We start from the raw sequence: 24,145 nt of genomic DNA, 5'->3' as shown, positions 1-24,145 counted from the left end.
CACCACTACGGCACCGAGAAGTGACGAGCCGGGCGTGAAAGCTCTGCGTTTGACAGTTGTTTGCGCCGTGATACTTGAACGGAAAGTTAAATAGCACCCACGCTATTTATCATATCAAACTGCGGGTCTGAGGGTCTGAGGACGCGACGCGTATGAAGAAAGAGCTCAAGGTTGTACCTATCAGGAACGGTACCGTGATCGATCATATCACGGCCGGGCAGGCACTGAACGTGCTCAAGATCCTCGGGATCCATGCAGACACCGATGCCGCACTCAGTGTAGCCACGAACGTGCGGAGCAAGCAGATGGGTAGGAAGGACATCGTGAAGGTCGAGGATCGTGAGCTGAAGCCCGAGGAGGTTGATAAGATCGCCCTGATCGCGCCCAACGCCACGATCAACATCATCCGTGATTCGGAAGTGGTGGAGAAGCACAAGGTCTTCCTGCCACCGTCGATCGAGGGGATCATTCGCTGTGCGAATCCGAACTGTATCTCCAATGTGGAACGCGAGCCGGTGGTCTCACGGTTCATCACCATCAGCGAGCACCCACTCAGATTCCGGTGTGTCTACTGCGAACGGATGATCGAGGACGTCTCACGATATCTCTGAGCCGCAGGGGTATGAGAAGAGCTCTACGCATCGAACGCGAGCGAACGGACTGAGTGACGAGATAAGCAACAACCGAAAGAACGGACAAAGGGGCCGGTAGATCAGGTGGAAGATCACTCGCTTGGCGTGTGAGAGGCCTCGGGTTCAAATCCCGACCGGTCCATCCATCCATCCATCCATCCATTACTCATAACGATCAACATGGCTGAGAGAGAACGCAGACCCCACCCCACACTCAGGATCAAGGGGACGAAGAGCCATTCGCTACTCGGCAAGAAGATCGTTCTCGGCGTTACCGGATCGGTCGCTGCGGTCCGGGCGTTCGAGCTCTCCCGCGAACTGATACGGCACGGTGCCGATGTGTACAGCGTGATGAGCAGGGCCGCAACTGAGATCATCCATCCCTACACGCTCCATTATGCCACCGGGCACGAGGCGATCACGAAGCTGATGGGCGATATTGAGCACGTGGAGTTCCTCGGCATGGAGGGCTCGGCCGATCTCTTCCTCATCGCGCCCTGCACCGCCAATACCCTCAATAAGATCGCGACCGGCGTCTCCGACACGCCCGTGACCGTCTTCGCCACCACCGCCTTCGGCTCCGGCATTCCCATGATCATCGTGCCCGCGATGCACGAGTCAATGTTCAACAGCCCGGTGATCATCGAGAACCTGGATAAGTTACGCCAGCTCGGGGTTACGGTACTGGGCCCGAAGATCCAGGAAGGGCTCGCTAAGATCGTCTCTATCGCTGAGATCGTGCTTGCCACGGAGCATCTGCTCTCACCCAAGAAGCTCGCGGGCAAACGCGTGCTGGTCACCGGCGGCCCGACCGCGGAGCCCATCGACCCCATACGAATATTGACGAACCGGAGTTCGGGCCGAACGGGCATGGAGCTGGCAAAGGCGGCCTACAAGCAGGGTGCCGAGGTCACGCTCGTGCACAGTAAAGCGCTGAACATGATGGGGATCACCGAGCGGCACGTGGAGACCGCGAACGAGATGATCGATACCTGCCTGAACGAGCTGCGAACGGGCTATGACGTGCTCATCTCCTCGGCCGCGATCGCCGATTTCACCGTTGACCCCGCAACCGTGAAGATCGCCTCGGGCGGTGATCTGCACCTGCACTTCGCGCCGACGCGGAAGTTGATCGGCGAGGCGCGGAAGGAATTCCCCCAGCTCGTGATCGTGGGCTTCAAGGCCGAGACGAACGTCTCAGAGGACGAACTGATACGGCGTGCGCGGACGAAGTTGGAAGCGCTCAACCTCCAGATGGTCGTGGCGAACGACATTGGCAAGGGCGGGATCGGCACGGAAGAGAACGAGGTCTTCATCCTCCGAAACGGTACAGGTAACGTCAAGCACATCAACGGAAAGAAACGGATCATCGCCGAAGAGATAGTGCGCGAGCTTGCGGAACTCTTTTAGCGCGCGTTGAGCGGACGTGGACCGGTGCACACTACATCGTAGGGGTGGAAACTCCGCCGCGATACGGCTAAAAGTGCTGATAGCCCTTAAGCTCTAGCCGTTCTTGATCGTCGCCCGTTCTGATAGAGAGCCCTTCTTCCGGCGGCACGATCGTACCGATAACGCTCAGACCAACCTCCTGTTTCAGCTTGCTCAGCAGTGCAGCATCTTCCAGCACGCGCGGGTCAAGCGTGAAAAGCAATTCGTAATCCCCGCCGTAGTACAGCGCAAGCTCTGTGCGTTCCTGTGGTGATAGCTTGAGCTGCTCGTCATATCGTAGCTCTTCGCTCAGAACGGGTATCCGCTCCGCAAAGAGCTCGGCACCGACGCCACTCATCTTCGCGATCTCCGCGATAGAGAGCGCGAGCCCGTCGCTGATGTCGATCATCGCAGTGGCCACGCCGGAGTGCGCGATTGTAAATCCCTCGCGGATGCGTGGCTGCGGTTGGAAGAGCGCCCATTTCGCTGCTGGTTCAAGCTGTTCTGATACGTGCAATTCACCGTTGAGCAGCTTCAAAGCGAGTGCCGCGTTGCCCAGCGAGCCGGTGACGCATACCACATCCCCTACCCGGGCGCCCGATCGCTTGAGCGGTTTGCTGGTCAGGCCAAGGCACGTGCCCGTCAAGATAAGTTCGGTGCTCCGCGTGATGTCCCCGCCAACGACCGCCGTCTCGAAGGCCGAAGCGCAGGCCGCAATTCCCGCGACGAGGTCGTCGATAAAGAACGCCTCGGTACCCGCAGGAATGCCCAGCGCGAGGACAAAGGCGAATGGGGAACCACCCATCGCGGCGATATCGCTCAGATTGACGGCAACGGCACTCCAACCCTTCTGGAACGGCGTCATACCACGCGGGAAGTGCGTCGATTCCTGTAACGTGTCCGTGGTCACCAGAAGATACCGGTAGCCGTTTTGCATGCTGGACAGATCGAGTACGGCGCAATCGTCCTCGCCCGCGCCTGCCGATACGAGCGCGGGATCGATCGGAAACGCCCGCACGATTCGCTCTATTAAACTCCGTTCGCCCAGCTCTTCCAGTTTCATCACGCACGAGTAGGTGTCTGTCTGTCTATCCAGTTAGTTTCTTGCCTGCAGCTTTTCTTTCTTATTGGTGATACGAGAAAGAGAAGTGCTATGGATGAGATCTTACAAAAAGTGGCGCGTGGGGAGCTCAGCACCGAAGCCGCGAGCAAGGCATTAAAATCCGAGTGTATACAGGTGTTAAAAGAGTTCGCACGCCTCGACCTGGGCAGAAGAGATCGAACCGGCATCCCGGAGATCATCTTCGCCCAGGGTAAGCGCAGCACTGAGGTTGCAGAGATCGCGCTGGCGCACGCGTCAGCCCAGGGCTTTGCGGTAATCACGCGAGCACGCGCTGAAGACGTCGACGAGCTCAAGAAGCATTTAGAAGCCGCGCAGAACGATGCATTCGAGCTCGATTATAACCCCATCGCGCGGACGGTCCTCGTCAAACGGCAGGGACATGCATTCGAGCACCGGGGGACGATCGGGCTCATTGCTGCCGGTACTGCAGACCGGCCGGTGGCGGAAGAAGCGCGCGTCGTTGCTGAAGTCTGCGGCTGCGAGGTGCTCACGGCCTACGATGTGGGCATCGCGGGCATTCACCGGCTGGCAGAGCCACTTGTGCAGCTCGTGAACGAAAATGTCTCGGTACTCATCGTCATTGCGGGCATGGAGGGTGCGCTGCCCTCGGTCGTTGCGGGTCTCGTGGACTTGCCGGTGATCGGCGTGCCGACGTCAGTGGGCTACGGTATGGGCGGTGGGGGCATTGCCGCGCTGCTCGCGATGCTCCAGAGCTGTGCACCCGGATTGGCGGTCGTCAATATCGATAACGGCGTCGGTGCCGCGACCTTCGCGGCAAAAATCGTACGGCTAAAAACCGGGTGAGTGCATCTGTACGAGAAGCCAAAAATAAAAAAAAGAGGGCGAGCCGATTGATTCTTTCTACCTTTCCCTCTTTCTACGTTTCGCGTTTAGCTTACTCTAGTGCGCTCAGGATGTCCTCTGCCTTCACCGTCTTCCGGCCAGCGTGTTTCGCGAGGCTTACCGCTTTCTTCGCGACCTTGGCGCCGTAGGACTCAAGCAGCTGCGCCAGCTTTTCCGTGGCATCTTCGCTCACTCGTTCGGCTCCTGCGTTACGAATGATCTTAGTAACAGGTGCTTTTGATAATACAGCCATTTTTATCACCATGATCGGGTAATAAGCGTGTATATAAAAGCTTTTCGGTCAGTACAGTATCTCCGAAAGGATGAGCTAGTGGTTGGTACCGTCGGCTGCTATTATCTTCTGGTGTGTTCCCTCCCTGCAAAGTGCAGTGACGAGTAGTGAGCGTTCACCGCGAGTAAGGTTTTTATATTAGGATATCATACGGATATCCTATGAAAAGGGTTCCGATCCAAGCGCAGAGCCATCTTGAGCTCGAGGGGATTCAGGGGTTCTTCATACGGAAGGTGACGAAATTCGGGAACAGCGCCAAGGTCGATTGTCCCAAGGAATACCTTGGTCGTACCGTCTACCTAGTGATCGTATGACGCCAAATCGAGATAGGATATTTCGGACGATAACGACCCTCGATACCTTCGTTAATCACTGTCTCGATCTAAAGCCAAAGGGGCCGTATCTTTCTGGTTTCGAGTACAACCGGGATTTATTGAAAGCCGCAATGGCAAATACCTAGCTCGAAACAGTGGGATCAACAGCAGATTCCATTCATCTGGCCATAAAGGCTGTTCCATCTTCGAATTTCTACTGAGAATACCTAAAAACAGTTAAAATCATAGGACAAAGGTTCAAACTTGATGAGCAGGATGTTGTTCTTGCAGTTGACTATACCGATGAGGATTTTTATGGAGAAGTACAGGGATTTTGGATTCAAGGGCGGACTGGAAAAGATGCCGTGATGGGAAAGTTCAAGTTCCTCACCGTAGCAGTGGTGAGTTCTGATATCCCTCAAAAGATACCTTTGATCTCGATACCCATTCATTTAGGGCACGATATGGCCAAGGCGGTCTGTTTTTGTCTCTCTCTCGTTCAAACCCTGGTTAGTTCAATCAAACTCATCCTCTTCGATAGGGGATTTTATAGCAAAGATCTTATGCTTACTCTCACAAATACTGAGTATCCCTACATGATCCTCGTTCCAAAGAACGAAAAAGTAAAGACAGAACTTGCCGAGATGGCGGATACCGAGCGAAAGAAGATACATTATGAGTTCGAGCTGATAAAAGATTAAACGGTGATTCGTGGCACGACCATATTGGCGCTATTGAAGAAGATCATAGATCCCACAAACGGCAAGACTTACGATTGGGCATTTGCCACAAACCAGGAAGAGATCGATCTGGACTATATCATTCCTCCGTACAAAGGGCGATGGAGAATTGAGACGGGATTTAGAGTTCAAGACGAAGCTCGTATCAAATCGGAGTCAAAAGAGATGAAAATAAGGTTCTTTTACTTTGTTTATGAGCAGATGCTCCAATTGTTGTGGACAACGCTATTTAAGGAAGAACTGAGCTTCAAGGCATTTATCATAGAGCTCTATGAGATGAGCAACGAACGAGTTGCAAGAGCTAAGAGAAAATCAGCGAGGGCCACCGTATAGGTAACCGTGAGCTATCAGGTGCTAGGCCGTTGAAACATCCGGGGTTCCGTGGCAGTAGATCCACCTCACCGTTTTCTTCTCAGAAAAGCAGATGTTCAGCTTGGGTTTTCCTACTATGGTTTTAGATTCGGAGATACTGCAGTGAGTGAACAGGATGAGCGCGCGGAAGGCGGCAGTTTCGCGGCTAAAAGCGTGTGGCTCGGGGGGAAGTAAGACATGCTCCACCAATAACCGGTAAAATGATTTAAACCCGGGATTTAATCTCTACACTAGCTGCAACCTGAGGAAGAGGAATTAGCGGTGGAGCGGAAAAAGAAGATATGCCCGTGGAAAGATTCGTGTCGAAAACTATACGGTTATCCGATCTAGCGGATTATCAAGAAGGATCAATAGTGAGCCGGACGATACTTGATAAGAAGACAGGTACCGTGACTTTTTTCGCGTTTGATCACGGGCAAGGATTGAGTGAGCATACAACGCCGTTTGACGCCATGGTATATCTTATCGAAGGCGAAGCTGAGATTACTATCTCAGGCAGAGCTCTTCGCGTGAATGGGGGTGAGAGATGGTTATAATGCCCGCCAATGAGCCACATGCATTACATGCAATAAAGAGATTCAAGATGATCCTGACAATGATACGGTCCTGATATGGCACTATTTGATAAATGCCCGGGTGCAGCACATATAAGAAGCCCCACAATCATACTAAAGAAGTGCCCAAACTGCGGCGAAGAGGTAGAGCTATTTTCTGACGAGATGCAAATAATTTGTGATAATTGTGGGTTTACCGTTTACAACGATATAGAGTCCTGCGTTCAGTGGTGCAAATATGCGCGCGAGTGTGTCGGAGATGAACTTTATGAGAAGTTGAAAAAGGAAAAATAGGCGCATTGTAAACCTGTGGCATGGGATTGAGACGACGTTTGATGAGGAGGTCAAGCTGGCATGTGCAGTGATCTTTTACGGTACCAGGTGACAGGTATTACGATCCTGCTCCTCCTCTGTGCGGCTATCTGCGGGTGCGGGATCGTTGAAGCGCAGCCGCAGTCGCAGGATGAGCCGCAGCAGAAGCCGGTTATCGCCATCACTGATCTTGACTTCAACAATGACGGGTATATCAACCAGATCGACCTGCTCATCTTGAAATCCCACTTCAACGATCGCTATACCCGATATGTCCCCTGGGATTTGAACGCGGACCTGCGCTGTGATAAACGGGACTTCGACTATTTCGCCGCCCGCATCCCGCTGAATTACCAATACGAGGTCACCGTGAACATCTCGGTCTGGAACATGACCAATTACACGAGCGATAAGCGTAAAAACGCGACCATGATCCTCGACGAAGTTGTGTACCCGCAGGATCTCAATCGTACGACGACCTGGATAAAACAGTACACGAGCCTCGAACCACCGAAGAACGATGACGCGGTCTGTGTCCATTACACCCGTGATCTGTGCCGCCTGGCCTACAAATATCTGGGCCCGAAGACGATCGCATGGGGCTCGTCTGACGTGCACACGTATGGCATGATCTACACGGGCGGTGATTGGCGCTCACTCTCGAATTGGGCTATCATCGACCCCTACTGGGGCCGGTATGATAGTAACTTTTTGGTCGCAACGGGCCTGCACAAGACGAACTCGATACATATCCTGCTCGATGAGGGACGGGATGGTTACTGGGCCATCACACTCTCGGTCGATTACAGGAATAACACGGTCAGTGACCCATACAAGGCTGAGTACCGGATCGGGAAGTATCGGGAGTAAAACCAGGGTTTTCACCGGTGTGTGCGCGGTCACATCTCAGCCGGTGCTTCTATACCCAACACGTCCAGCACGTCCCGTAGCACGATCCGTGCGCAGTCCACGAGGACCAATCGCGCGTTCCGTAGTTCGTCTACTGCGGTAAGTACCGGACAATCCTTATAGAACAGGTTGAACAGCTCCGCGAGCTCACGTGCGTATTTGGCAACCTGATGCACCTTCAAATCAGTGGCGGCCGCTTCGACCACATAATCGAACTTCGCCAGCTTCTTGATCAACGCGATCTCACTCGGCTCCTGCAGGACCGCACCGTTGTAGTGCTCGGGTACCGCATAGTTTTGTTCCTCCGCAGCACGCAAGATGCTGCATGCGCGGGTGTGCGCGTACTGAATGAACGGTGCGCCCTTCTTCTCGATGTCCAGCGCCTCGTCGAGATCGAAGACGATGTGTTTATCAGGCGATACCTTCACGATATCGTACCGCAAAGCACCGATACCCACCATGCGTGCGATCTCGCGTTTACGCTGATCACTCAGATCGGTCCGCCGTTTCGCGACCGCTTCGAAGGACCGTTCCTCGATCTGCTCCATGAGATCGTCGGCTGCTATGTAGCGCCCCGCACGTGTGGAGAGCGAGCCTGATGGAAGCGAGACGAACGCGAAGATGACGAACTCCGGCGCCTTCACGCCCAGAAGCTCCAGCGCCTTACGCAACTGCTGCGAGACCAGCTCATGGTCCTTGCCAAAGACATCGATCACCCGGTCACCGTGCTCGCCCTTCCAGCGGTGGTAGGCCAGATCCCGGGTGGTGTACAACGAGGTCCCGTCCGATCGCTGTATCACCAGCGCTTTTTCAATGCCCGCCAGCTGGAGCAAGACCGCCTCACCTTCGCGTTTGATCTCCCCTTTCTGCTTCAACTCCTCGATCACCGCTCGTACCGCGCCACTTCGCGCAAATTCGCTCTCGTATTTGTACGTCACGGGCTGGATGTTCAATCGCGAGAACGAGTCTTGAATGCCCGCAAGGCATTTCTGCACCGCGGCATCATAGTTGCGCATGACCGTCTCGTCGCCCGCCTCGTAACGCCGCATGAGCGCGCCCACCTCTTCCTGGTACTCGCTCTGCTCCGCCAGCATCCGGTTCGCCGCGATATAAACGTCAGCAACGGCATGGTCGACCTTCTTCGTCTCGTCATATCGCATCCGTTCAGCGCCCCAGACGACGACCGCGATCTGCCGCCCCATATCGTTCAGATAGTACTGCGGCTCCACCTCATAGCCCGCGCGACGCAGCACACGCACCAGCGTGTCGCCGATGACCGCATTTCTGAGATGGCCGATATGCAGGGGCCCGTCGGGGTTCGCCGAGGTATGCTCGAGGATGATCCGCTCGTTCTTGTCCGGAGGAACTGTGCCCGTCTCCACGTACTGTAACGTCGCAGCCAGGAACGACTCGTTCACGAAGCAGTTGATATACGGTCCGACGGCCACGACCTCCCTAATGAGCGAAGACGGCGGGATAGTGGCGTGCGCAACGATCTCCGCGGCGATGACTGCGGGCGGCTTCCTGTACGACCGCGCCAGTGAAAACGCAATTCGTGATGCGAGATCGGCATGCTCGCTCTCCTCAAGATCCACCGTAAGCTCGCCACGGTCATACGACGCTGCTTCTAATGCCGCCTTGAGCAGGTTACTCGCTTCTTCTTTGAACTGGAGGAACATGACCTGTGGTAGTAGTAGAGGCCGGTCGGTTTTAAAGCTTTGAGCCGGTTAGAACGGCGGTTAGGGCGCTGCGCCGTGCTTCGAACCCTTTTCTGCTCAGACGCGCTACAGGTCAGTATGCTCACCTTCGTCGGCCTCGGCCTCTACGATGAGCGGGACATCACCCTGAAGGGCCTGGATGCGATACGAGCGGCAGATAGCGTCTTCGCCGAGTTTTATACCTCGCCGCTGGGCGGCAAAACGATTGCGAAGCTGGAAGCGCTGTACAATAAACCCATCGTCCTGCTGGAGCGGAGCGACCTTGAAGAGCACGCGGATGAGCGGATCTTGACGCTCGCGCGAGATCGTGACGTGGTCTTGCTCAGCGGCGGTGATGCCATGATTGCGACCACGCACGTGGATCTGCGACTGCGTGCGATCGACGCGGGCATCGCGACGCAGGTGATCCACGCGCCGTCCATCGCCTCCGCGGTTGCGGGGCTCTGCGGGCTCCAGAACTATAAATTCGGGAAATCCGCAACGGTCACGCCGCCCTATAAAGGCATCGTATCGGAAGTGCCGTACAACACGATTCAGGCCAATAAGGAGCGCGGGTTGCATACCCTGCTCTATCTCGACCTGACGATGCGCATAGCCGATGCGCTGGCGCTGCTGGAGACCGTTGAGGACACGCGAGGTGGAACACTGCTGAAGACCTCAGTATGCGTCGGTATCGCGCGTGCAGGCTCTGCAGACCCGGTTGTGAAGGCGGATTACCCCGCGGCCTTGAAGCGCTACGAGTTCGGTGCGCTTCCGCATGTGCTCGTGGTACCCGGTGAACTCCATTTCATGGAGCGGGAGGCGCTGATAAAGATCGCACAGGCGCCTGAGGATACCTGAGCTCGGGCATGCGCGAATCACGCGGGTTCACGCACGTGTGAAGTCCCCGTGCCCATCCCCAGCCGCCACGCCACGCCCGTAACCACGAGCAGCAGCGCCGCGTACCCCAGGAAGAGCACACGCGCACCGACGAGCTCGGAAAGCGCGCCGCAAAGGAGCGGTATGCCGCCCAGGCCCGCATAAAATACCGTGTAATAGATGCCCATCACCTTCCCCCGACGTTCCTGGTCGCCCTCAACCGTTCCTGCTACGGTCGTGGCCAGCGTCAAGGTACCCAGCGAGACCGCGCCCAGGCCCGTCCCGAGAAGGACGCTCATAAGCACGAGTTCGAGCACGCTGGTTGCCTGATAGAGGATCAGCAGACCACCGGAACAGAGGATCAAGCCCGCCAGCGCGAGCACGAGCGCACCCAGCCGCTGCATCAACCTCGTCAGGCCGAGCTGCAAAACCGCGAACACCAGGAACATGATCGAAAGAATAATGCCAATAAAGCCCGCTGAGAGCTTGAGATGCTCGAGCGCGAGGGCATAGGGCGAGAAGAGCGCGCCCATTATCGCGGCCACACCGATCCCGAAGAAAATAACCAGACCGGCAAGCAGCAGCAATCGACGTTCATACTCGCGTAATGCGAGCTCTCTGCCGCGTCTAATCACCCGCTCTCCGGGCTCCTCAACAAAAAGAACCACGAGAACAACGCTGATGAGCGCGAAAACAACGCAGACGAAGAACGGCGTGTAGAGGCCATAGTTATCAAAGAGGATGCCGCCCGATGCTGGACCGACCGCCAGCCCGAGCCCCAGACCAATGTTGTAGACGCCCACCGCCCGCCCGCGTTCCTCAGAACTCGTCACCTCGGACAGTAACGCGGTGATTGCCGGGAAGAACAAGCCTGCACCTGCGCCCTGAATCGCGCGAACAAAGATCCAATCGTAGGGGTCTGTGGAGAACGGGAAGAGTGCCGACGCGAGCGCGTAGAGCGAGAGCCCCGCAACAATCAACGGCTTCCTCCCCCAGCGATCCGAGAGCATACCGCCAGGGATATTGAGCGGTGTGCTCACCATGGTGAACGCTGAGAAGATCACTGCAGCAACGAGAAACGGCGCCGCCGAGGCCGCTACCCATACGCCGAGCAGCGGTGCGATCACCGTAACACCGAACTGCGTGCTGAAGACACAGAGCGCCGCAATGAGGACAATAGTGGTAGATCGGTGAGGGAGATCAGCACGCATGTGTATGTAGTTATAACTTTTTCCCGCGCTATTTAACTGTTCGCTGGTGCGCACCATCGATCGCATCGAGGCGATAAGCATAACCAACCACAGACCATGAACGTTTTGGTCGGCTCTCGGAATCCCGTAAAGGTGGATGCGACAAAGGAGGCGTTTGGATTGTTCTTCGACGCGGTCGAAGTCATTGCACTCGAGGTAAGTAGTGGCGTCTCCGCTCAACCGGTCGAGGACGAGACGTTCGAAGGTGCTGAGCATCGTGCGGACCGTTTGAGAGAACTGAACGACGCGCTGAACCTGCATGCGCAGTTCTTTGTGGGCATTGAAGGTGGCATCAAGAAGCTCAGGCAGCGCTGGTTCGCCTTTGGCGCCGTGTGCCTGATTGACGCTTGTGGACGGAGAGGATACGGTACCACACCGTTCTTTGAGCTGCCGAACGCCGTCAGTGCTGAACTCGTAAAACGAACAGGTCTCGAACTGGGGGACGTGATGGATCGGATGACCGGTGCGGAGAACACGAAACAGAAACAGGGCGCGGTGGGCTTCTTCACCCGGGGCGTACTGAGCCGGAAAGCGTATTACGTGGCTGGGCTAACCGTTGCGTTGATCCCTTTTTTGAATCCGGACTTGTACTTCCGGTAACGATTTGCACCGGACACGTACTCATTTCCATCGCCACATCACCACGCCCTCCGCGACCTTTGGCAGGAAGAGCGTGGACTTTTGCGGGAACGGTTTACGCTCACTGTGCGCCTTGTATTCCACCTCAGCGATCTGAAGCGGCTTGAGTATAAAAGCAACCTGGAAGCCGCCCTTATTCACGTTATCCACCGCCTCGCGCGGGCTCGCGGTAAACACGAGATCCTCCGGTTTGCCGATCAGCGTTGGGCCGATCAGCCACTCATGCAGGCTGATAACGTCCAGACCCACGCGTTCGCCGCGCTCGTTCGCCAGCTGCCGCACGCGCTGCTCATCGGCGCGTAACAGATAAAAACGGTCGCCGTCATACATGAGGAACCGGACATCGAGTCCTCCGCCAGACTCATGGAGTTGCTTATAGAGCGCGGCCTCCCCTGCATCCCGGTCCAGTGGTTCTACCGCGAAATACGCTTCTATTCGCTGCCTGAGCTCAGCCATATGACATGCTCGCACGCAGCGATGCCACGGCAAGAGCAGCAGCGCACGATCACCGCCCTCAACGAGCGTCATGAGCGTATACGCCGTCCCTTCCGCCAGATCCTGGCTCAGCTGACACGCAGCCGTGTAGCGATGATGCCCGTCGAGGATCATGAGTTCCTTGTCGCGCATGAGCTCCTGAATCCGCTCGATGAGCGAGTCATCAGCAATCTCCCAGAGCAGATGGTGAGCACCGTTCACCTCGACGTCCACCAGTGGCTTCCGCTGCTCGCGTAACTTCAGATCCGGCCTGAGAACGCCGAGATAGGTCTCAAAGAGTCGATTGAGTTCATGCCCGGGCATCGAGTATTCCGCGACGATCGGTGAGAAGTTCATACCGCAGGCCCGCATCAGATGGACGCGTTCCTGCGTCTTCGCCTCAAACGTGCGCTCGTGTCCCACGATCGCAGGCTCGTTGCGCTGCCCCACCTTCACGAGTGCGACGAGGCCAAAGCATACATATACCTCAGTTCGCTTCCCGGCCGGGAGCTGGGCTGCAATGCCCTCGGGAACGGTATAGCGCACCCCGTAGAGGTAAAAAGACGGTCGTGCACGCACCGTTAAGAGCCCTTCACGGAAAAAACGCGCCAGGCTCCGCGTCGCGGACGCGATGAACTCGTCTTCTGCAAGACCGTCTCGTCGGGTGGTAAAGTGAATAACGTTGTTCTCCCTCGCCGCGTAGCGCTCGTACTGCTGCGCATCAATAGTATCGTATACCGGGCATACCAGTTCTGTCCTGTTCTCCAGCTCGGGATTCAAGATCGTCGCCGTGAAAGGTATGATTTCCACCATCGTTCGTTCCACTTCTATTTTCGCACCGATCCATAAGTAGCTCTTCACTGTTCGTTCGATCCGTACCTGTCACCTGCAGTACGGCAGGTTACGCGATCAGACGCGCGACCAAATCGCCCCGGTTGACGCCCAGGCTCCGCGCTACCGGCTCACATTTGGCCCGCAGGATGTAGAGCAGTCGCCCCTTCAGTCTGAGATCCGCTCGCGTCTCAAACTCCGAGATCGCCTCATAGTTACCCATGCCCTTCGCCATCACCAGATACCGCTCGTCTCGGAACACGTCCAGGAACGCCTCCGTCGCTTCCTCCAGTGAGAGCCCGATGTACGCACCACTCGGCACGATCCTGATCCCGTTCTCTGAGCCCGCGATCCCTGCTTCCTTGAGATCCTCGACCGTCGCATCGTTCAGGACGGGCGCGCTCTTCGGCGAGAGCACGATCACCTTGCCCAGGTTCGCCAGCTTCCGCACCACAAAGGCGTCAAAAACGATCTCGCCCGCATTATCCGTCAGGTATAGTATCCGCTCATGCGCCCGGATCGCTGTGAAAATTGCCGGACGATTCCACACGAGCGGCTCGTGGAGCGTGCGATCGAAGATCTGCGCAAAACGCGCTTCGCTGTACTCATACCCTTTCACCCCGTACTCCATCGAGTTCGCCGCAGCCGCGATCCTGATCAGGGCCTCGAGCCTGTCAGTCGCAGCCTCGAAGAAGCGCTCTGCCGCGGGCAGTAGACTGCGTGCAAGGGCGTTATTCAGTCGTTTCGCCTCCGCATGGGGATCACGAATGCCACTCCGCCGCTGTAATATCCGTTCGCGCTCGGTGCCATAAAACGGGGGTGAGTGCAGCTCGTCCGTCTCCAGATGGGTGCTGAGGAACCTGATGACCTCTCCGAGCGCGCCGAATTTCTCGCGCTCGTCCCTGAAGAGCCGATCACATTCAAAGTGCGCGCGATCCACCAGACAGGCGAGACATTCAGGTTTGATCTTCATGGCACCGCAGCGGTCAGAGCACCCGGAGAGGGGATGATGCGTCCCGGGGTAGGTTAAAAAGTGATAGAATTATATAGGATGTAGAGCTAAAGTTTATAGGCTCGTGGAAGCATAGGATAGAAGAAAAGGAGGGAAGAAAAGATGGCAGAGAAAGAGCATATGAATTTGGCGATAATCGGCCACATTGACCACGGCAAGTCAACGCTGCTGGGACGGCTGCTTATGGACGCGGGGGTGATCGACCCACACGTGATCGACGAGTACAGGAAGAAAGCAGATGCGATCGGGAAAGGCTCATTCGAGTTTGCTTGGGTGATGGATAGTTTGAAGGATGAACGAGAGCGAGGGATTACCATTGACGTCGCTCATCAGAGATTTGATACTGAAAAGTTTTATTATACCATCGTCGATTGCCCGGGTCACCGGGACTTCGTCAAGAACATGATCACCGGCACGTCTCAGGCGGATGCGGCTGTCCTGGTGGTGGATGCGAAGGACGGGATCATGGCGCAGACGAAGGAGCATGTCTTCCTGGCACGCACGCTGGGCGTCTCGCAGCTCATTATCGCGATCAATAAGATGGACCGGGTGAACTACGAGCAGGGGCACTACGAGGAGCTGAAGAAAGAGGTGATGACTCTGCTGAAGATGGTGGGCTACAAGGAAGAGAGCGTAATCTTCATCCCGGTATCGGCGTTTGAGGGCCAGAATATCATGAAGAAGAGCGATAAGATGCCCTGGTTCGACGGGCCGACGCTCGTGCAGACACTGGATCTCATGAAGGTACCGGAGAAGCCGATCAATCTTCCGCTGCGCATACCCGTGCAGGACGTGTACACCATTACGGGTGCGGGCACGGTGCCGGTGGGTCGTGTTGAAACCGGTAAGATCAAGAAAGGTGATAAGGTGATCTTCAACCCGGCAGCGAAGACCGGCGAGGTGAAGTCCATTGAGATGCATCATGAGGAGATAGCCGAAGCGCTTCCTGGTGATAATATCGGCTGGAACGTCCGTGGCGTCGGCCGAACAGATATCCGGAGGGGCGATGTCTGTGGCCACACTGACTCACCGCCGACCATTGCCGACGAGTTCACCGCACAGCTCATTGTGCTGCAGCATCCCACGGCGATTACCATTGGGTATACACCCGTCTTCCATTGCCACACCGCGCAAATTGCCTGCACCATCACGGAGATCAGCAAGAAGTTAGATCCGCGAACCGGTGCCACAAAGGAAGAGCATCCCGACTTTATCAAGACGGGCGATGCGGCAGTCGTCAAGGTAAAGCCAACACGACCACTGGTGATCGAGAAGGTGAAGGAGATCCCGCAGCTCGGCCGGTTCGCGATCCGGGACATGGGGCAGACCGTAGCCGCAGGCATGGTCATAGATATCAAGGAGAAATGAAATAGCCCCCCGACGGCACTCGTCACTCAAAGCGCGTCATCAGAAGGAATAGAGCGGGAAGAAGATGAACCAAAAAGCACGGATAAAGCTCTCGAGCATAGATCACAAGAAACTGGACGAAATCTGTCTGCAGGTGAAGCGGATAGTCGAGACGACGGGCGTCCGGATGTCCGGGCCCATTCCGCTCCCCACCAAGAAACTCGTCGTGCCCTGCAGGAAGAGCCCGGACGGTGAAGGCTCACCAACCTGGGACCACTGGGAGATGCGCATCCATAAGCGCTTGATCGACCTTGAAGCGGACGAACGGGCGCTACGGCAACTGATGCGCATACCTATTCCCAAAGACGTGCACATAGAGATTGTGCTGAAGGGATGAGGGTACCGGCCGCGAAATATAGAAAACTATAAATACCCCCGGACCGGTATCCTATACCATTACCGAGATACTGAAAGAACGAGGTGATTTGAATGGGTTTGGTACCTGATGAGGAAATAGCGAAAAAGGATGCTGAAATTGCAGCACTGATCAAGGAGATTGGCGATTTAGCGAACGAGTTCCAGGCTGCCACGGACGATGCGCAGAAGGTTGAGTTGATCAATAAGATCACCGAGAAGGAGAAAGACCTTCGCGCCGCGCGGCAGACGAAGGGTCAGTTCAAGGCGGTACTGGCCGCAAAGACCAAGCTCTGGTGATCCTCAGTAACCGGCGGCTCACGAGTAGCTAGCCCGCCAGCTACCGGCTTTAACCAACAACCGAAAATTAAAAAGAGGAGAGAAGGAGGGGTTTAATCCTTCTTTCTTCCTTTATTTGCGTTTAGATACTTACTTATTTGCTTATTTTGTCAGTTAGGTGCTCACTTGAGCAGTTTCTCTGACATGGTGGTCGTCTGCTGATCCAGGCCGAGTTCTTTTACACTCATGCCCATGGCGAGCCCGACGAGCTGCAAGGCAAACAGGACCGGCATATTGAAATTGGTACCGAACGCCTTGTTGATCTCATATTGCCCGCGGTCGAGCTGCAGGTGACAGAACGCACAGGGATGGATCACGCAGTCCGCACCCACCTCGATCATGTTCACCAACTTCTGGCGTGTCCACTCCAGGGCCGTTGGGGTATCCGCGGTTCGCACACCACCGCCCGCGCCACAGCACATCAACTTGTCCTTGTATACCGCCTCTTTCGCTCCGATCGCCTTCACGATATCTTCAAGGATGTACGGCGTCTCGGACGAGCCATGACCGCGCACCTCGCTCGGCTTGAGGAAATGGCAGCCGTAGTGGATGGCCACATTCACATCCGTCATCGGCTTCGTCACCTTCTCCTTGAGCGCGTCCAGGCCGATCCGATCGTGCAGCACCGAGATGGAATGATGCACCTCCGTGGTGCCCTTGAACTCCCTGCCGGCTTTGCCCAGGATCTCATTGACCTTTGCCCTCAACTTCGGATTCCCTTTGAGTAAATGGTCTGCCTCCTGGAGCGAGCCGTAGCAGCCGTTGCAGGTCACGTAGATCTCAAGCCCCATCTCCTCCGCGATCGCGAGGTTGCGTGCCGCGATGGGGAGCCAGGTGTACATGTCGAATGACCCGAAGACACCCGGTGCGGGACAGCAGGACGCGCCGAGCATCTCCTTCGTCTCGATCCCGAATTCTTTGAAGATCTTCTTCGTCGCCGCCTCTATCCCCGGATACCGGTTAGGGGTGATACAGCCGAGGAAATAGGCATACTCTTTCGGTCCTTCTTCGCTCATTTTTTCTCTTCCTCCTTCAAGGCCATCTTATCCCAGTCAAAGTCGATCAGCTCATCGAACTTCGTCTCTTTGCAGATGATCTGGATCTGCTCCAGTTGCTCCTTGTGTTTCTGCGTCGTTGGTGGCTGCGAGTCAAGACCGAGCGACTCCCGTATCTTCATCTGGTCAGGCCCGATGGGCACACCATGGCCGGTCTTCAACGCATAAACGCCGATCATCCGGTGCGGCACGGACATATGCCCGGCCTTCGCTGCCAGGTTGCGGATCGTCCGAATGATATCGGTACACTTCACGCCCTTGGGACATCGCTCATAGCAGGTGTAGCAGGTGGTGCAGAACCACAGCTCAGGCGCATTAAAGAGCTCATCACGCATGTCCTCCTGCGCCATCCGGAAAAGCTTTCGAGTCCGGAGCGCGGTGATCCGCCCTGAGGGGCAGCCGCCGGTACACTTGCCGCATTGCACACAGCTCAGCAGCGACTCCATGTGCTCCTCGCCGAAAACGCCGCCGCCCCATTCCATTATTTCTTCCTTCAAAGTTGCCATTTCTGAGTGTTCCTCCTAGCTCTGTTTAGTCTACCTTTTCTTGGTGTACTCGATTCTCTTAACTGGCCCCTTAAAAATGTTGCGGTTTTGCGCGATTATACAACAACGTTGTTGTTGCATTTAAAGCATCAGCAGCCGTGCCGTACCGCGCTCGAGATCCAGCAGTGCCACCGTCTTCCGACCCGAGAGATAGCCACAGCACTCCCCGGGATTGATTATCCAGGTCCGACCAACCGGCGCGTCGATGACCGCCTGATGCGTATGCCCGTAAATAACGAGGGAATAGAGGCCGGAGGCGGCCAGCGGCTTCACGATTTCTGGTTTATGCGTCACCATAATCCTCCAGGATCCGAGTTCGAACTCGTAGGGATCCTCATGCAGCGCACCCACGCCGTTCTCCCGGTAATATCGCTCTAACAGCAGCTTATCACCGTCATTATTGCCGAATATCCCCACGAACTGAGCCTTCAGCTGCTGAAACGGCTTTGCCGTAAAGGGGGAGACAAAATCGCCCGCGTGAACCAGGAGATCGATACCCTCGCGGTTGAACACCTCCACCGCCGTGGAGATCGCCGCGAGATTGTCATGTGTATCTGAGATAACACCCACCTTCATTGCTCTCTGCGCTTACACTGCCATGCCAGAGGCGTGCTCAGCCCAGCAGCGCTCGCTCGCTCCTTTCCTTTCGTTTGGTGATAGAATGAATGAATATATCCACGCCGGGCTTTAAAAGCGAGCAGGGGGTGATGACGGGTACGTGGTACTCACTAAGCGATCCTGCCCCCGGTCACCGCGCGTTGCTGCTGCTGCTTAAAATACCCAGCCATCGAGCCAGCGTAAGCTCTCCTTGTACTCGTAGGAGACCGGGTATCCCGAGATGACGGGATAGAAGAGGAAGAAGAGAACAACAGTGAGCACGAGAAAGAGGACGACGAGGCAGAGTGCGATGCGCTTCGCTCTCTTCGTCTGCCATTCACGCGCGAATGGCAGCTGGAGCCAGTAGGTAACGGCAAAGACCAGAAAGGGCAGATTCGCCGTGAAATGGTAGATGAACAGGATGCGCGAGATGAAGATGAAGCCGAGCCACTGGATGAGGAAGGGGATGAGGATGAAGAGGAGCGGAAAGGTCCGCTCATCTGCTCTCCGTTTGAGTACGGTTCGTATGAGGATGATGCCCAGCGCCGTGAGCGCGGGAATACTGCCCCACCAGAGTACAGGATTGCCCATCAGAACTATGGTCGAGACCATGCCGTCAAACCAGTTTGCATAGAGCCAGAGCGGCTTGAGCAGCAGAGGCCAGGACCACCAGGGTGAGGAATACGGGTGTGTCGCCTCTATGCCCGCGTGATAGCCGAACATGCGCAGCTGGAGATCGAAGAAGGTCAAGGAATCCGTCGGGAGAACGGTGATCGTGCCTTGAGTAAGGTATTCTGAGAGGTAACCGAGGTAGACCGGTAAATGATGGAGATCGATGAGCCCGTGGCCCTCGCCGGAGAGCATATAGGGGATATAGGCCGCGATATAAATTGCCACGGCTGCGCAGAGCCCTGCCAGAACGACCCGCGCGTCACGCAGTAGCGGCTGGTTCAATCTCCGATTGTTGATGAGCAGCAGGATGAGCACGGCCACCAAACCGAAGATCGCGATCCACTTCACAGCGAAGCAGAGCCCGAAGCAGAGTAAGGCTAGGAAGAGTGAGTGCGCTGCGCGGCTGTTTTGCGCTTCCGCGGTCGTCACGAGCGCATTCGCACGCTTCTCGAAATAATCGAAGGCGAAATAGAACATCAAGATGGAGAAGAGCAGGAGGTAAATCTCTCCAATGGCCAGGCGCGCCAGTGTGAAGTGGAGGAAATCGAAGGTGAGGAGGAAGGCGGCGAAGAAGCCGGCTAGAGCGCTTTTGAAGAGCCGTTTACCGAAGACGAAGATGAGCGGGATCATCGCTGTGGCAGCAATGACGCCCAGGATCCGCCAGCCGAAAGGGCTCATGCCGAAGCTCGCTATACCTGCGGCGATGATGAGCTTCCCCAGTGGCGGGTGCGTCCATTCATAGGGCTCCTCAAGGTTGAGGTGCTCTTCCGCGGTACGGACGAAGTACATCTCGTCGAAGTACGCCCCGTATTTCTGCGTGATCGGAAGCGTAATGAGCTCGTGCTCGTCGGCCAATCGTTCTGTGCCGCTGTCTCCGGTAACCGCGACCGGCACGATCTCATTCGCCGCTGAAATCACCAGAATCTCGCCGACCTCACCAGTCGAGGCCGCCGTGAAGACGATTTTCAGGTACCGGGTGCTCGTAGCGGGCAGTGACAGCCGCTCCCAGGAGCTGAAATGGACGTGGTTCGCAGGATCCCGGTCGAAGACGGCGAGCGTTCGCCACTCATCGGGCGGTGCGCCGTGATACACCGTAAACTGTGTCCGCTGTGCATCGTTCAGAAAGACATAGAGCTCTTTGACCTCCTGGACTTCGCCCAGATCAAAGACCGCCTCGGCATTTGCCGGCCATACAGATGCGGCGGGAATCGCCAGCGCGCCCATGTTGACGAGCGCGCCGCTGAGGAAGATGATCATGAGTGCGAGGATAACTGCACCTTCCCGCGGCTCGAATCCCGCTAGCTTCTGCAGGGGCATATCACAAAGAACATTAGTGGTGGCCTTCCTTTATAGGCTTATTTATAGACGGAAAGAACTATAGCCTTACAGCGTATAAATAAGCTCTATCCGCACACGTTCGAGCATGAGAATAGCATTCTATCATCGCACGGTCAGTGGGGGCATCAAGACGCACGTGGAAGCGCTCACGCGCGAATTCGAGAAGCAAGGGCACGAAGTGAAGCGAATCGACCAGTTCTCACTCGGCTCCCGGATGCTGGGCAATTCGACCGGCGGGATTTCCTATGGGTTCGACTTCGCGCTCCGGAAGATCAAGCGCGAGGTTGCGGACTGCGATATTCTGCATATTCATCATGCCGCGACCTTCTCGGAATATTTCCTGCCCTTCTCCACCATCTGTTCTGACGTCAACGTGGTGAATACCTTTCATATTCAGGCCGGCAACAGCCTCAGTGGTGAGGTAGCCCGGGCGATCATCTCGATGCTCGTCACGCTCTATTTCGGGCACTCAAAGAAATTCATCTCGGTGAGTGCTGAGATCGCGGACTACATCCGCCAGAACTGCTTCGTCTACAACTTCAGCGGCACGGGCACCGGTACCGAACTGGTAGTCATCCCCAACGGCGTAGATATCCATCGCTTTTATCCCGCAGACCCGGATGACCGAGCCGCTGCTCGCGGTGGTCGGGGGCTCTGTTTAGGTTATCTCGGCCGTCTCTCGCCTGAGAAGAACGTGATCAATCTGATAAAGGCGGTGAAGACGCTGGAGCACGAGCATGTCCGGCTTAAAATCGCCGGCAGTGGCCCGCTGTACAGCAAAGTGAAACGGCTGGAAGACGACCGCATCGAGGTTCTGGGCTATGTTGAGGATGCGCCCGCCTTCTATCGCGGGATAGATGTGTTCTTATTGCCCTCGAAGCTGGAAGCGCAGCCAATCGCGCTCCTCGAAGCCATGGCTTCCGGTCTCCCGGTGATCGCAAGCGACGTAGGCGATAACAAGTATTTTGTGAGGAAGAACGGGCTCCTCTGCGGTACCTCGGTGCCGGAGATACGAGCGGCGATCGGCGAGATATTAAGTGCCGATAGGGAGCGTATGGGCGAGGAATCGCGGCACCTGGTGGAACGTGATTACACCTGGGACCAGATAGCCACGCAAACGCTTGCGGTCTATAGGGCCGCACAGCACTCGCATTAGTTTTGCACTACGTACGCTGCGGCTGTCAAGCCCGGTCCAAAGGGTAAGAGAATACGGGTGCATTTTTTATCTCGCGGATTATAAGCGTAAGAGGGAAGACGGGTAGGAAAGCAGCAGCATGGAAGAGCGCGACACCCTGCGGAGCCTGGAGCTGAACGTGGAGGAGATCATCACTCGCGAGGAGTTTGAAGCGCTTCTGGCGGGTAAATCAGAGCGGCAGCCGCGTGCATACGTAGGTATTGAGCCGAGTGGCAACGTGCACCTCGGGCATCTGCCGTTCTTGAACACCCTGCGCATACTGCAGCGGAACGGGGTTCACATCGTCGTTCTGCTCGCCGATCTCCACGCGTATCTGAACGAGAAGGGCGAATTCGAGCAGATCCGCGCGACGGCGGAGTACAATAGACGCTGTTTCGCCGCCTCGGGCTTGACTGCGGAGACGGAATTCGTGTATGGCCGCGATTATCAGCTGGAAGAGGAGTACATGCTCAATGTCTTGCGGCTGGCCACGATCACGACGGAGAAGCGCGCGCGACGGAGCATGGACGAGGTCTCGCGGAGCAAGGAGGACCGTAAGGTCTCGCAAACGATCTACCCGCTGATGCAAGCGATGGATATCTCCTATCTCAATATTGACATTGCGATCGGCGGGATCGACCAGCGGAAGATCCACATGCTCGCGCGAGACAATCTCCCGAAACTGGGCTTCAAAGCACCGGTCTGTATCCATACGCCCCTCTTGATCGGGCTCGACGGCGAGAAGATGTCCTCATCCAAGCAGAATTTCATCGCGATCGACGAGCCGGATGAGAGCGTGGCGCAGAAGCTGAAGAGCGCGTTCTGCCCGCCGAATGTTGCGGATGGCAATCCGGTGCTGCAGATATATAAGCATACGATCTTCCCGAATCCGGACCGGAAAGACGAGGTGACGATCCAGCGACCGGAGAAATACGGTGGCAACGTCGGCTACGAGCGTTACGAGGCGCTGGAACGCGATTATGTCGCTGGAATGCTCCATCCGTCTGATTTGAAGCTAAATGCGGTGCGATCGCTCAACGAGGTGCTGGAACCGATCAGGCAGCGAATGCAGTAGGAGTCGGAACTCTTACCGTGCTCACTCACGGCCCATGGCGCTTGTTAACGACGGTGTATGAGCCTCATGATCGCTCCACGTAGCGACCTCGACGCTCGATCTCCGCTACGCGGTTGAGCACCTGCGCAGCTTGTGGCGCGGTGCGTGTGTAGCCGTTAATGAACGCCGCTCGCAAACGCTCGTAGGCTTCGTGCGTGCCTTTAAGACTCTGGAAGAAGACGTGAACGTCAACACCGCGTGCTTCGGTGCTCGCATCGAAGAAGGCCAGACCGAAATCGATGAGGTAAATGCGGCCGGAGGACTGCTCCACAATGATATTGGATGTGGTGAGATCGCCGTGAATGATGCTGCTTCTGTGCAGTGTTCCGACGTGCTCGCCGATGCGCTCACTGATCTGCTCCGTGATCAGGTCCCTGGCCAGCGTACCGGGTATGCGCTCCATGACCAGGGTATAGTCGTTGACGTCAAAGACAATGGGTGTGGGCACACCGTTCCGTCGCGCCTCTGAGATGAGCTTTGCTTCGCTCTTCGTCCGCTCCCGCCGCAGCCGTTCATCCAGGTTCGGCACCCGGTACCGTTTCTCAATGCGGCGTTTATACACGAGATCGCCCGCGATCTCAACGATCGCTTCTGCGCACTGATACCGCTCTTCAGGCTCGTCTGCGTGCATCAGGGAGACCATGCTTGAGTGAGCTCTTGCGTGCAGAAAAAGGTTAGGCACTAAACTAATGCGATCCTTTTATATGCTCCGTGAGCCAACCTAGGAGGTGAGGTGCAGGTAAAATGGCAACAGAACAGGGTAAATTTCCGCCTGATTGGAAGCAGACACCTGGTGAGACGCTAGAGTACCGGAAGAAACTCGGCCAATTTGAGATGATCGCGACGGAGAAGATGGGTTTTTGTGAGAAGTGTGGCAAGAAGGGTTTAGGATTCTCGTTCCAAACGAAGGACAGCCGGGGTGATTATATAGGTAAATCGGGAGCCTACTGGTGCCCGAAATGCGGCGAGGGCATGAGTCCTGAGGCGTACGAGGGTTTCGTGAAGACCGAGCTGATAACGCCCGAGATGTAGCGTAGCCAGCTGCTCTGGTGGCTGGCTGGCTGGCTGGTTGGTGGAACGCAGAAAGAACTCGATTGAACGCCCATTCACCCATCTCTTTTTTTTTTTCTGTCGAGTAGAGCTCATAGCCTACCTCTTGTTGGAGTACTGGCTCCGAGGTGACTATGAGCCCCCTCACAGAACCGGACGTGAAGTTTTCCCTCATCCGGCTCTTCAGGAGCACATCCTC

27 protein-coding genes, 1 tRNA gene and 1 pseudogene are annotated in these 24,145 nt (G+C 56.1%); 18 read left to right on the top strand and 11 right to left on the bottom strand.

Going from position 1 to position 24,145, the window contains the following annotated elements:
• Window positions 1-152: 152 nt before the first annotated feature.
• From ENN68_07580 to coaBC, 3 genes are all read left to right on the top strand, one after another.
• A complete protein-coding gene (locus ENN68_07580; GenBank protein HDS45931.1) occupies window positions 153-611 on the top strand; it encodes an aspartate carbamoyltransferase regulatory subunit in 459 nt (152 codons plus the stop codon).
• A 90-nt stretch (window positions 612-701) separates the two neighbouring features.
• Window positions 702-774 (top strand) — tRNA-Ala (locus tag ENN68_07575).
• A gap of 38 nt (window positions 775-812) precedes the next feature.
• Window positions 813-2,042 carry a bifunctional phosphopantothenoylcysteine decarboxylase/phosphopantothenate--cysteine ligase CoaBC gene (coaBC, locus tag ENN68_07570; protein ID HDS45930.1) on the top strand — a complete coding sequence of 410 codons (1,230 nt, stop codon included), beginning with the start codon at window positions 813-815 and terminating at the stop codon, window positions 2,040-2,042.
• 67 nt (window positions 2,043-2,109) lie between these two features.
• Here coaBC and thiL read toward each other — a convergent pair whose 3' ends face one another.
• Window positions 2,110-3,123, bottom strand: coding sequence for a thiamine-phosphate kinase (thiL, locus tag ENN68_07565; protein HDS45929.1), 1,014 nt, complete (start codon window positions 3,121-3,123; stop codon window positions 2,110-2,112).
• A 90-nt stretch (window positions 3,124-3,213) separates the two neighbouring features.
• On the opposite strand from thiL, the gene larB reads away from it, so the two are divergent.
• The gene (gene larB / locus ENN68_07560; GenBank protein HDS45928.1) at window positions 3,214-3,987 is read left to right on the top strand and encodes a nickel pincer cofactor biosynthesis protein LarB; all 774 of its coding nucleotides are present in this window, start codon (window positions 3,214-3,216) and stop codon (window positions 3,985-3,987) included.
• Window positions 3,988-4,078: 91 nt separating this feature from the next.
• Here the strand turns inward: larB and ENN68_07555 are convergent, their stop codons facing one another.
• Entirely contained in the window at window positions 4,079-4,279 is a 201-nt protein-coding gene (locus ENN68_07555) for a histone family protein (GenBank protein HDS45927.1), read from the bottom strand.
• Between the two features lie 200 nt (window positions 4,280-4,479).
• Here ENN68_07555 and ENN68_07550 point away from each other — a divergent pair, with 200 nt between their 5' ends.
• The 6 genes and pseudogenes from ENN68_07550 (at window position 4,480) to ENN68_07525 (ending at window position 7,480) form a co-directional block, all read left to right on the top strand.
• Window positions 4,480-4,632 carry a DUF2080 family transposase-associated protein gene (locus tag ENN68_07550; GenBank protein HDS45926.1) on the top strand — a complete coding sequence of 51 codons (153 nt, stop codon included), beginning with the start codon at window positions 4,480-4,482 and terminating at the stop codon, window positions 4,630-4,632.
• Between the two features lie 368 nt (window positions 4,633-5,000).
• On the top strand, window positions 5,001-5,333 hold the full coding sequence (locus ENN68_07545; protein HDS45925.1) for a hypothetical protein: 333 nt from the start codon (window positions 5,001-5,003) through the stop codon (window positions 5,331-5,333).
• 33 nt (window positions 5,334-5,366) lie between these two features.
• The gene (locus tag ENN68_07540; protein ID HDS45924.1) at window positions 5,367-5,705 is read left to right on the top strand and encodes a hypothetical protein; all 339 of its coding nucleotides are present in this window, start codon (window positions 5,367-5,369) and stop codon (window positions 5,703-5,705) included.
• Window positions 5,706-6,025: 320 nt separating this feature from the next.
• Window positions 6,026-6,354: pseudogene (locus ENN68_07535) on the top strand (cupin domain-containing protein).
• Between the two features lies 1 nt (window position 6,355).
• Entirely contained in the window at window positions 6,356-6,592 is a 237-nt protein-coding gene (locus tag ENN68_07530; GenBank protein ID HDS45923.1) for a hypothetical protein, read from the top strand.
• Window positions 6,593-6,652: 60 nt separating this feature from the next.
• The gene (locus ENN68_07525) at window positions 6,653-7,480 is read left to right on the top strand and encodes a hypothetical protein (GenBank protein ID HDS45922.1); all 828 of its coding nucleotides are present in this window, start codon (window positions 6,653-6,655) and stop codon (window positions 7,478-7,480) included.
• A gap of 29 nt (window positions 7,481-7,509) precedes the next feature.
• Here ENN68_07525 and ENN68_07520 read toward each other — a convergent pair whose 3' ends face one another.
• Complete coding sequence (locus tag ENN68_07520) at window positions 7,510-9,198, bottom strand: arginine--tRNA ligase (GenBank protein HDS45921.1); 1,689 nt, start codon at window positions 9,196-9,198, stop codon at window positions 7,510-7,512.
• Between the two features lie 117 nt (window positions 9,199-9,315).
• On the opposite strand from ENN68_07520, the gene ENN68_07515 reads away from it, so the two are divergent.
• A complete protein-coding gene (locus ENN68_07515) occupies window positions 9,316-10,077 on the top strand; it encodes a diphthine synthase (GenBank protein HDS45920.1) in 762 nt (253 codons plus the stop codon).
• A gap of 17 nt (window positions 10,078-10,094) precedes the next feature.
• Here the strand turns inward: ENN68_07515 and ENN68_07510 are convergent, their stop codons facing one another.
• Window positions 10,095-11,387, bottom strand: coding sequence for an MFS transporter (locus ENN68_07510; GenBank protein HDS45919.1), 1,293 nt, complete (start codon window positions 11,385-11,387; stop codon window positions 10,095-10,097).
• Between the two features lie 15 nt (window positions 11,388-11,402).
• Between ENN68_07510 and yjjX the strand changes: the two genes are divergently transcribed.
• The gene (gene yjjX / locus ENN68_07505; protein HDS45918.1) at window positions 11,403-11,945 is read left to right on the top strand and encodes an inosine/xanthosine triphosphatase; all 543 of its coding nucleotides are present in this window, start codon (window positions 11,403-11,405) and stop codon (window positions 11,943-11,945) included.
• A gap of 21 nt (window positions 11,946-11,966) precedes the next feature.
• Here the strand turns inward: yjjX and ENN68_07500 are convergent, their stop codons facing one another.
• Window positions 11,967-13,283, bottom strand: coding sequence for a DUF1015 family protein (locus ENN68_07500; protein ID HDS45917.1), 1,317 nt, complete (start codon window positions 13,281-13,283; stop codon window positions 11,967-11,969).
• Window positions 13,284-13,359: 76 nt separating this feature from the next.
• On the bottom strand, window positions 13,360-14,262 hold the full coding sequence (locus ENN68_07495) for a DUF89 family protein (GenBank protein HDS45916.1): 903 nt from the start codon (window positions 14,260-14,262) through the stop codon (window positions 13,360-13,362).
• A gap of 141 nt (window positions 14,263-14,403) precedes the next feature.
• Here ENN68_07495 and tuf point away from each other — a divergent pair, with 141 nt between their 5' ends.
• The 3 genes from tuf to ENN68_07480 all read left to right on the top strand — a co-directional run bounded on the left by tuf (window position 14,404) and on the right by ENN68_07480 (window position 16,362).
• Entirely contained in the window at window positions 14,404-15,669 is a 1,266-nt protein-coding gene (gene tuf, locus ENN68_07490; protein HDS45915.1) for a translation elongation factor EF-1 subunit alpha, read from the top strand.
• Window positions 15,670-15,733: 64 nt separating this feature from the next.
• A complete protein-coding gene (locus tag ENN68_07485; protein HDS45914.1) occupies window positions 15,734-16,045 on the top strand; it encodes a 30S ribosomal protein S10 in 312 nt (103 codons plus the stop codon).
• Window positions 16,046-16,137: 92 nt separating this feature from the next.
• Entirely contained in the window at window positions 16,138-16,362 is a 225-nt protein-coding gene (locus ENN68_07480) for a hypothetical protein (GenBank protein ID HDS45913.1), read from the top strand.
• Window positions 16,363-16,523: 161 nt separating this feature from the next.
• On the opposite strand, the gene hdrB is transcribed toward ENN68_07480, so the two are convergent.
• The 4 genes from hdrB to ENN68_07460 form a co-directional block, all read right to left on the bottom strand.
• Window positions 16,524-17,417, bottom strand: coding sequence for a CoB--CoM heterodisulfide reductase subunit B (gene hdrB, locus ENN68_07475; protein ID HDS45912.1), 894 nt, complete (start codon window positions 17,415-17,417; stop codon window positions 16,524-16,526).
• On the bottom strand, window positions 17,414-17,962 hold the full coding sequence (gene hdrC, locus ENN68_07470) for a CoB--CoM heterodisulfide reductase subunit C (protein ID HDS45911.1): 549 nt from the start codon (window positions 17,960-17,962) through the stop codon (window positions 17,414-17,416). Before hdrC ends, hdrB begins: the two co-directional genes overlap by 4 nt.
• A 120-nt stretch (window positions 17,963-18,082) precedes the next feature.
• The gene (locus ENN68_07465; protein HDS45910.1) at window positions 18,083-18,577 is read right to left on the bottom strand and encodes a metallophosphoesterase; all 495 of its coding nucleotides are present in this window, start codon (window positions 18,575-18,577) and stop codon (window positions 18,083-18,085) included.
• Between the two features lie 195 nt (window positions 18,578-18,772).
• Window positions 18,773-20,587, bottom strand: a complete 1,815-nt coding sequence (locus ENN68_07460; protein HDS45909.1) for a phospholipid carrier-dependent glycosyltransferase — start codon at window positions 20,585-20,587, stop codon at window positions 18,773-18,775.
• A 106-nt stretch (window positions 20,588-20,693) separates the two neighbouring features.
• Here ENN68_07460 and ENN68_07455 point away from each other — a divergent pair, with 106 nt between their 5' ends.
• Both ENN68_07455 and ENN68_07450 read left to right on the top strand, forming a co-directional pair.
• The gene (locus ENN68_07455; protein HDS45908.1) at window positions 20,694-21,764 is read left to right on the top strand and encodes a glycosyltransferase family 1 protein; all 1,071 of its coding nucleotides are present in this window, start codon (window positions 20,694-20,696) and stop codon (window positions 21,762-21,764) included.
• A gap of 118 nt (window positions 21,765-21,882) precedes the next feature.
• A complete protein-coding gene (locus tag ENN68_07450; protein ID HDS45907.1) occupies window positions 21,883-22,857 on the top strand; it encodes a tyrosine--tRNA ligase in 975 nt (324 codons plus the stop codon).
• 64 nt (window positions 22,858-22,921) lie between these two features.
• On the opposite strand, the gene ENN68_07445 is transcribed toward ENN68_07450, so the two are convergent.
• The gene (locus ENN68_07445; protein ID HDS45906.1) at window positions 22,922-23,527 is read right to left on the bottom strand and encodes a Kae1-associated kinase Bud32; all 606 of its coding nucleotides are present in this window, start codon (window positions 23,525-23,527) and stop codon (window positions 22,922-22,924) included.
• Window positions 23,528-23,640: 113 nt separating this feature from the next.
• On the opposite strand from ENN68_07445, the gene ENN68_07440 reads away from it, so the two are divergent.
• Window positions 23,641-23,928: a hypothetical protein gene (locus ENN68_07440; protein ID HDS45905.1), complete on the top strand. Its 288-nt coding sequence runs from the start codon at window positions 23,641-23,643 to the stop codon at window positions 23,926-23,928.
• Window positions 23,929-24,145 lie beyond the last annotated feature (217 nt).

The sequence above is a fragment of the Methanomicrobia archaeon genome, from assembly GCA_011049045.1.
Classification (GTDB): Archaea; Halobacteriota; Syntropharchaeia; order Alkanophagales; family Methanospirareceae; genus JACGMN01.
Note: the sequence above shows the minus strand (reverse complement) of the source record. Positions and strands in the feature narration are given on the sequence as shown.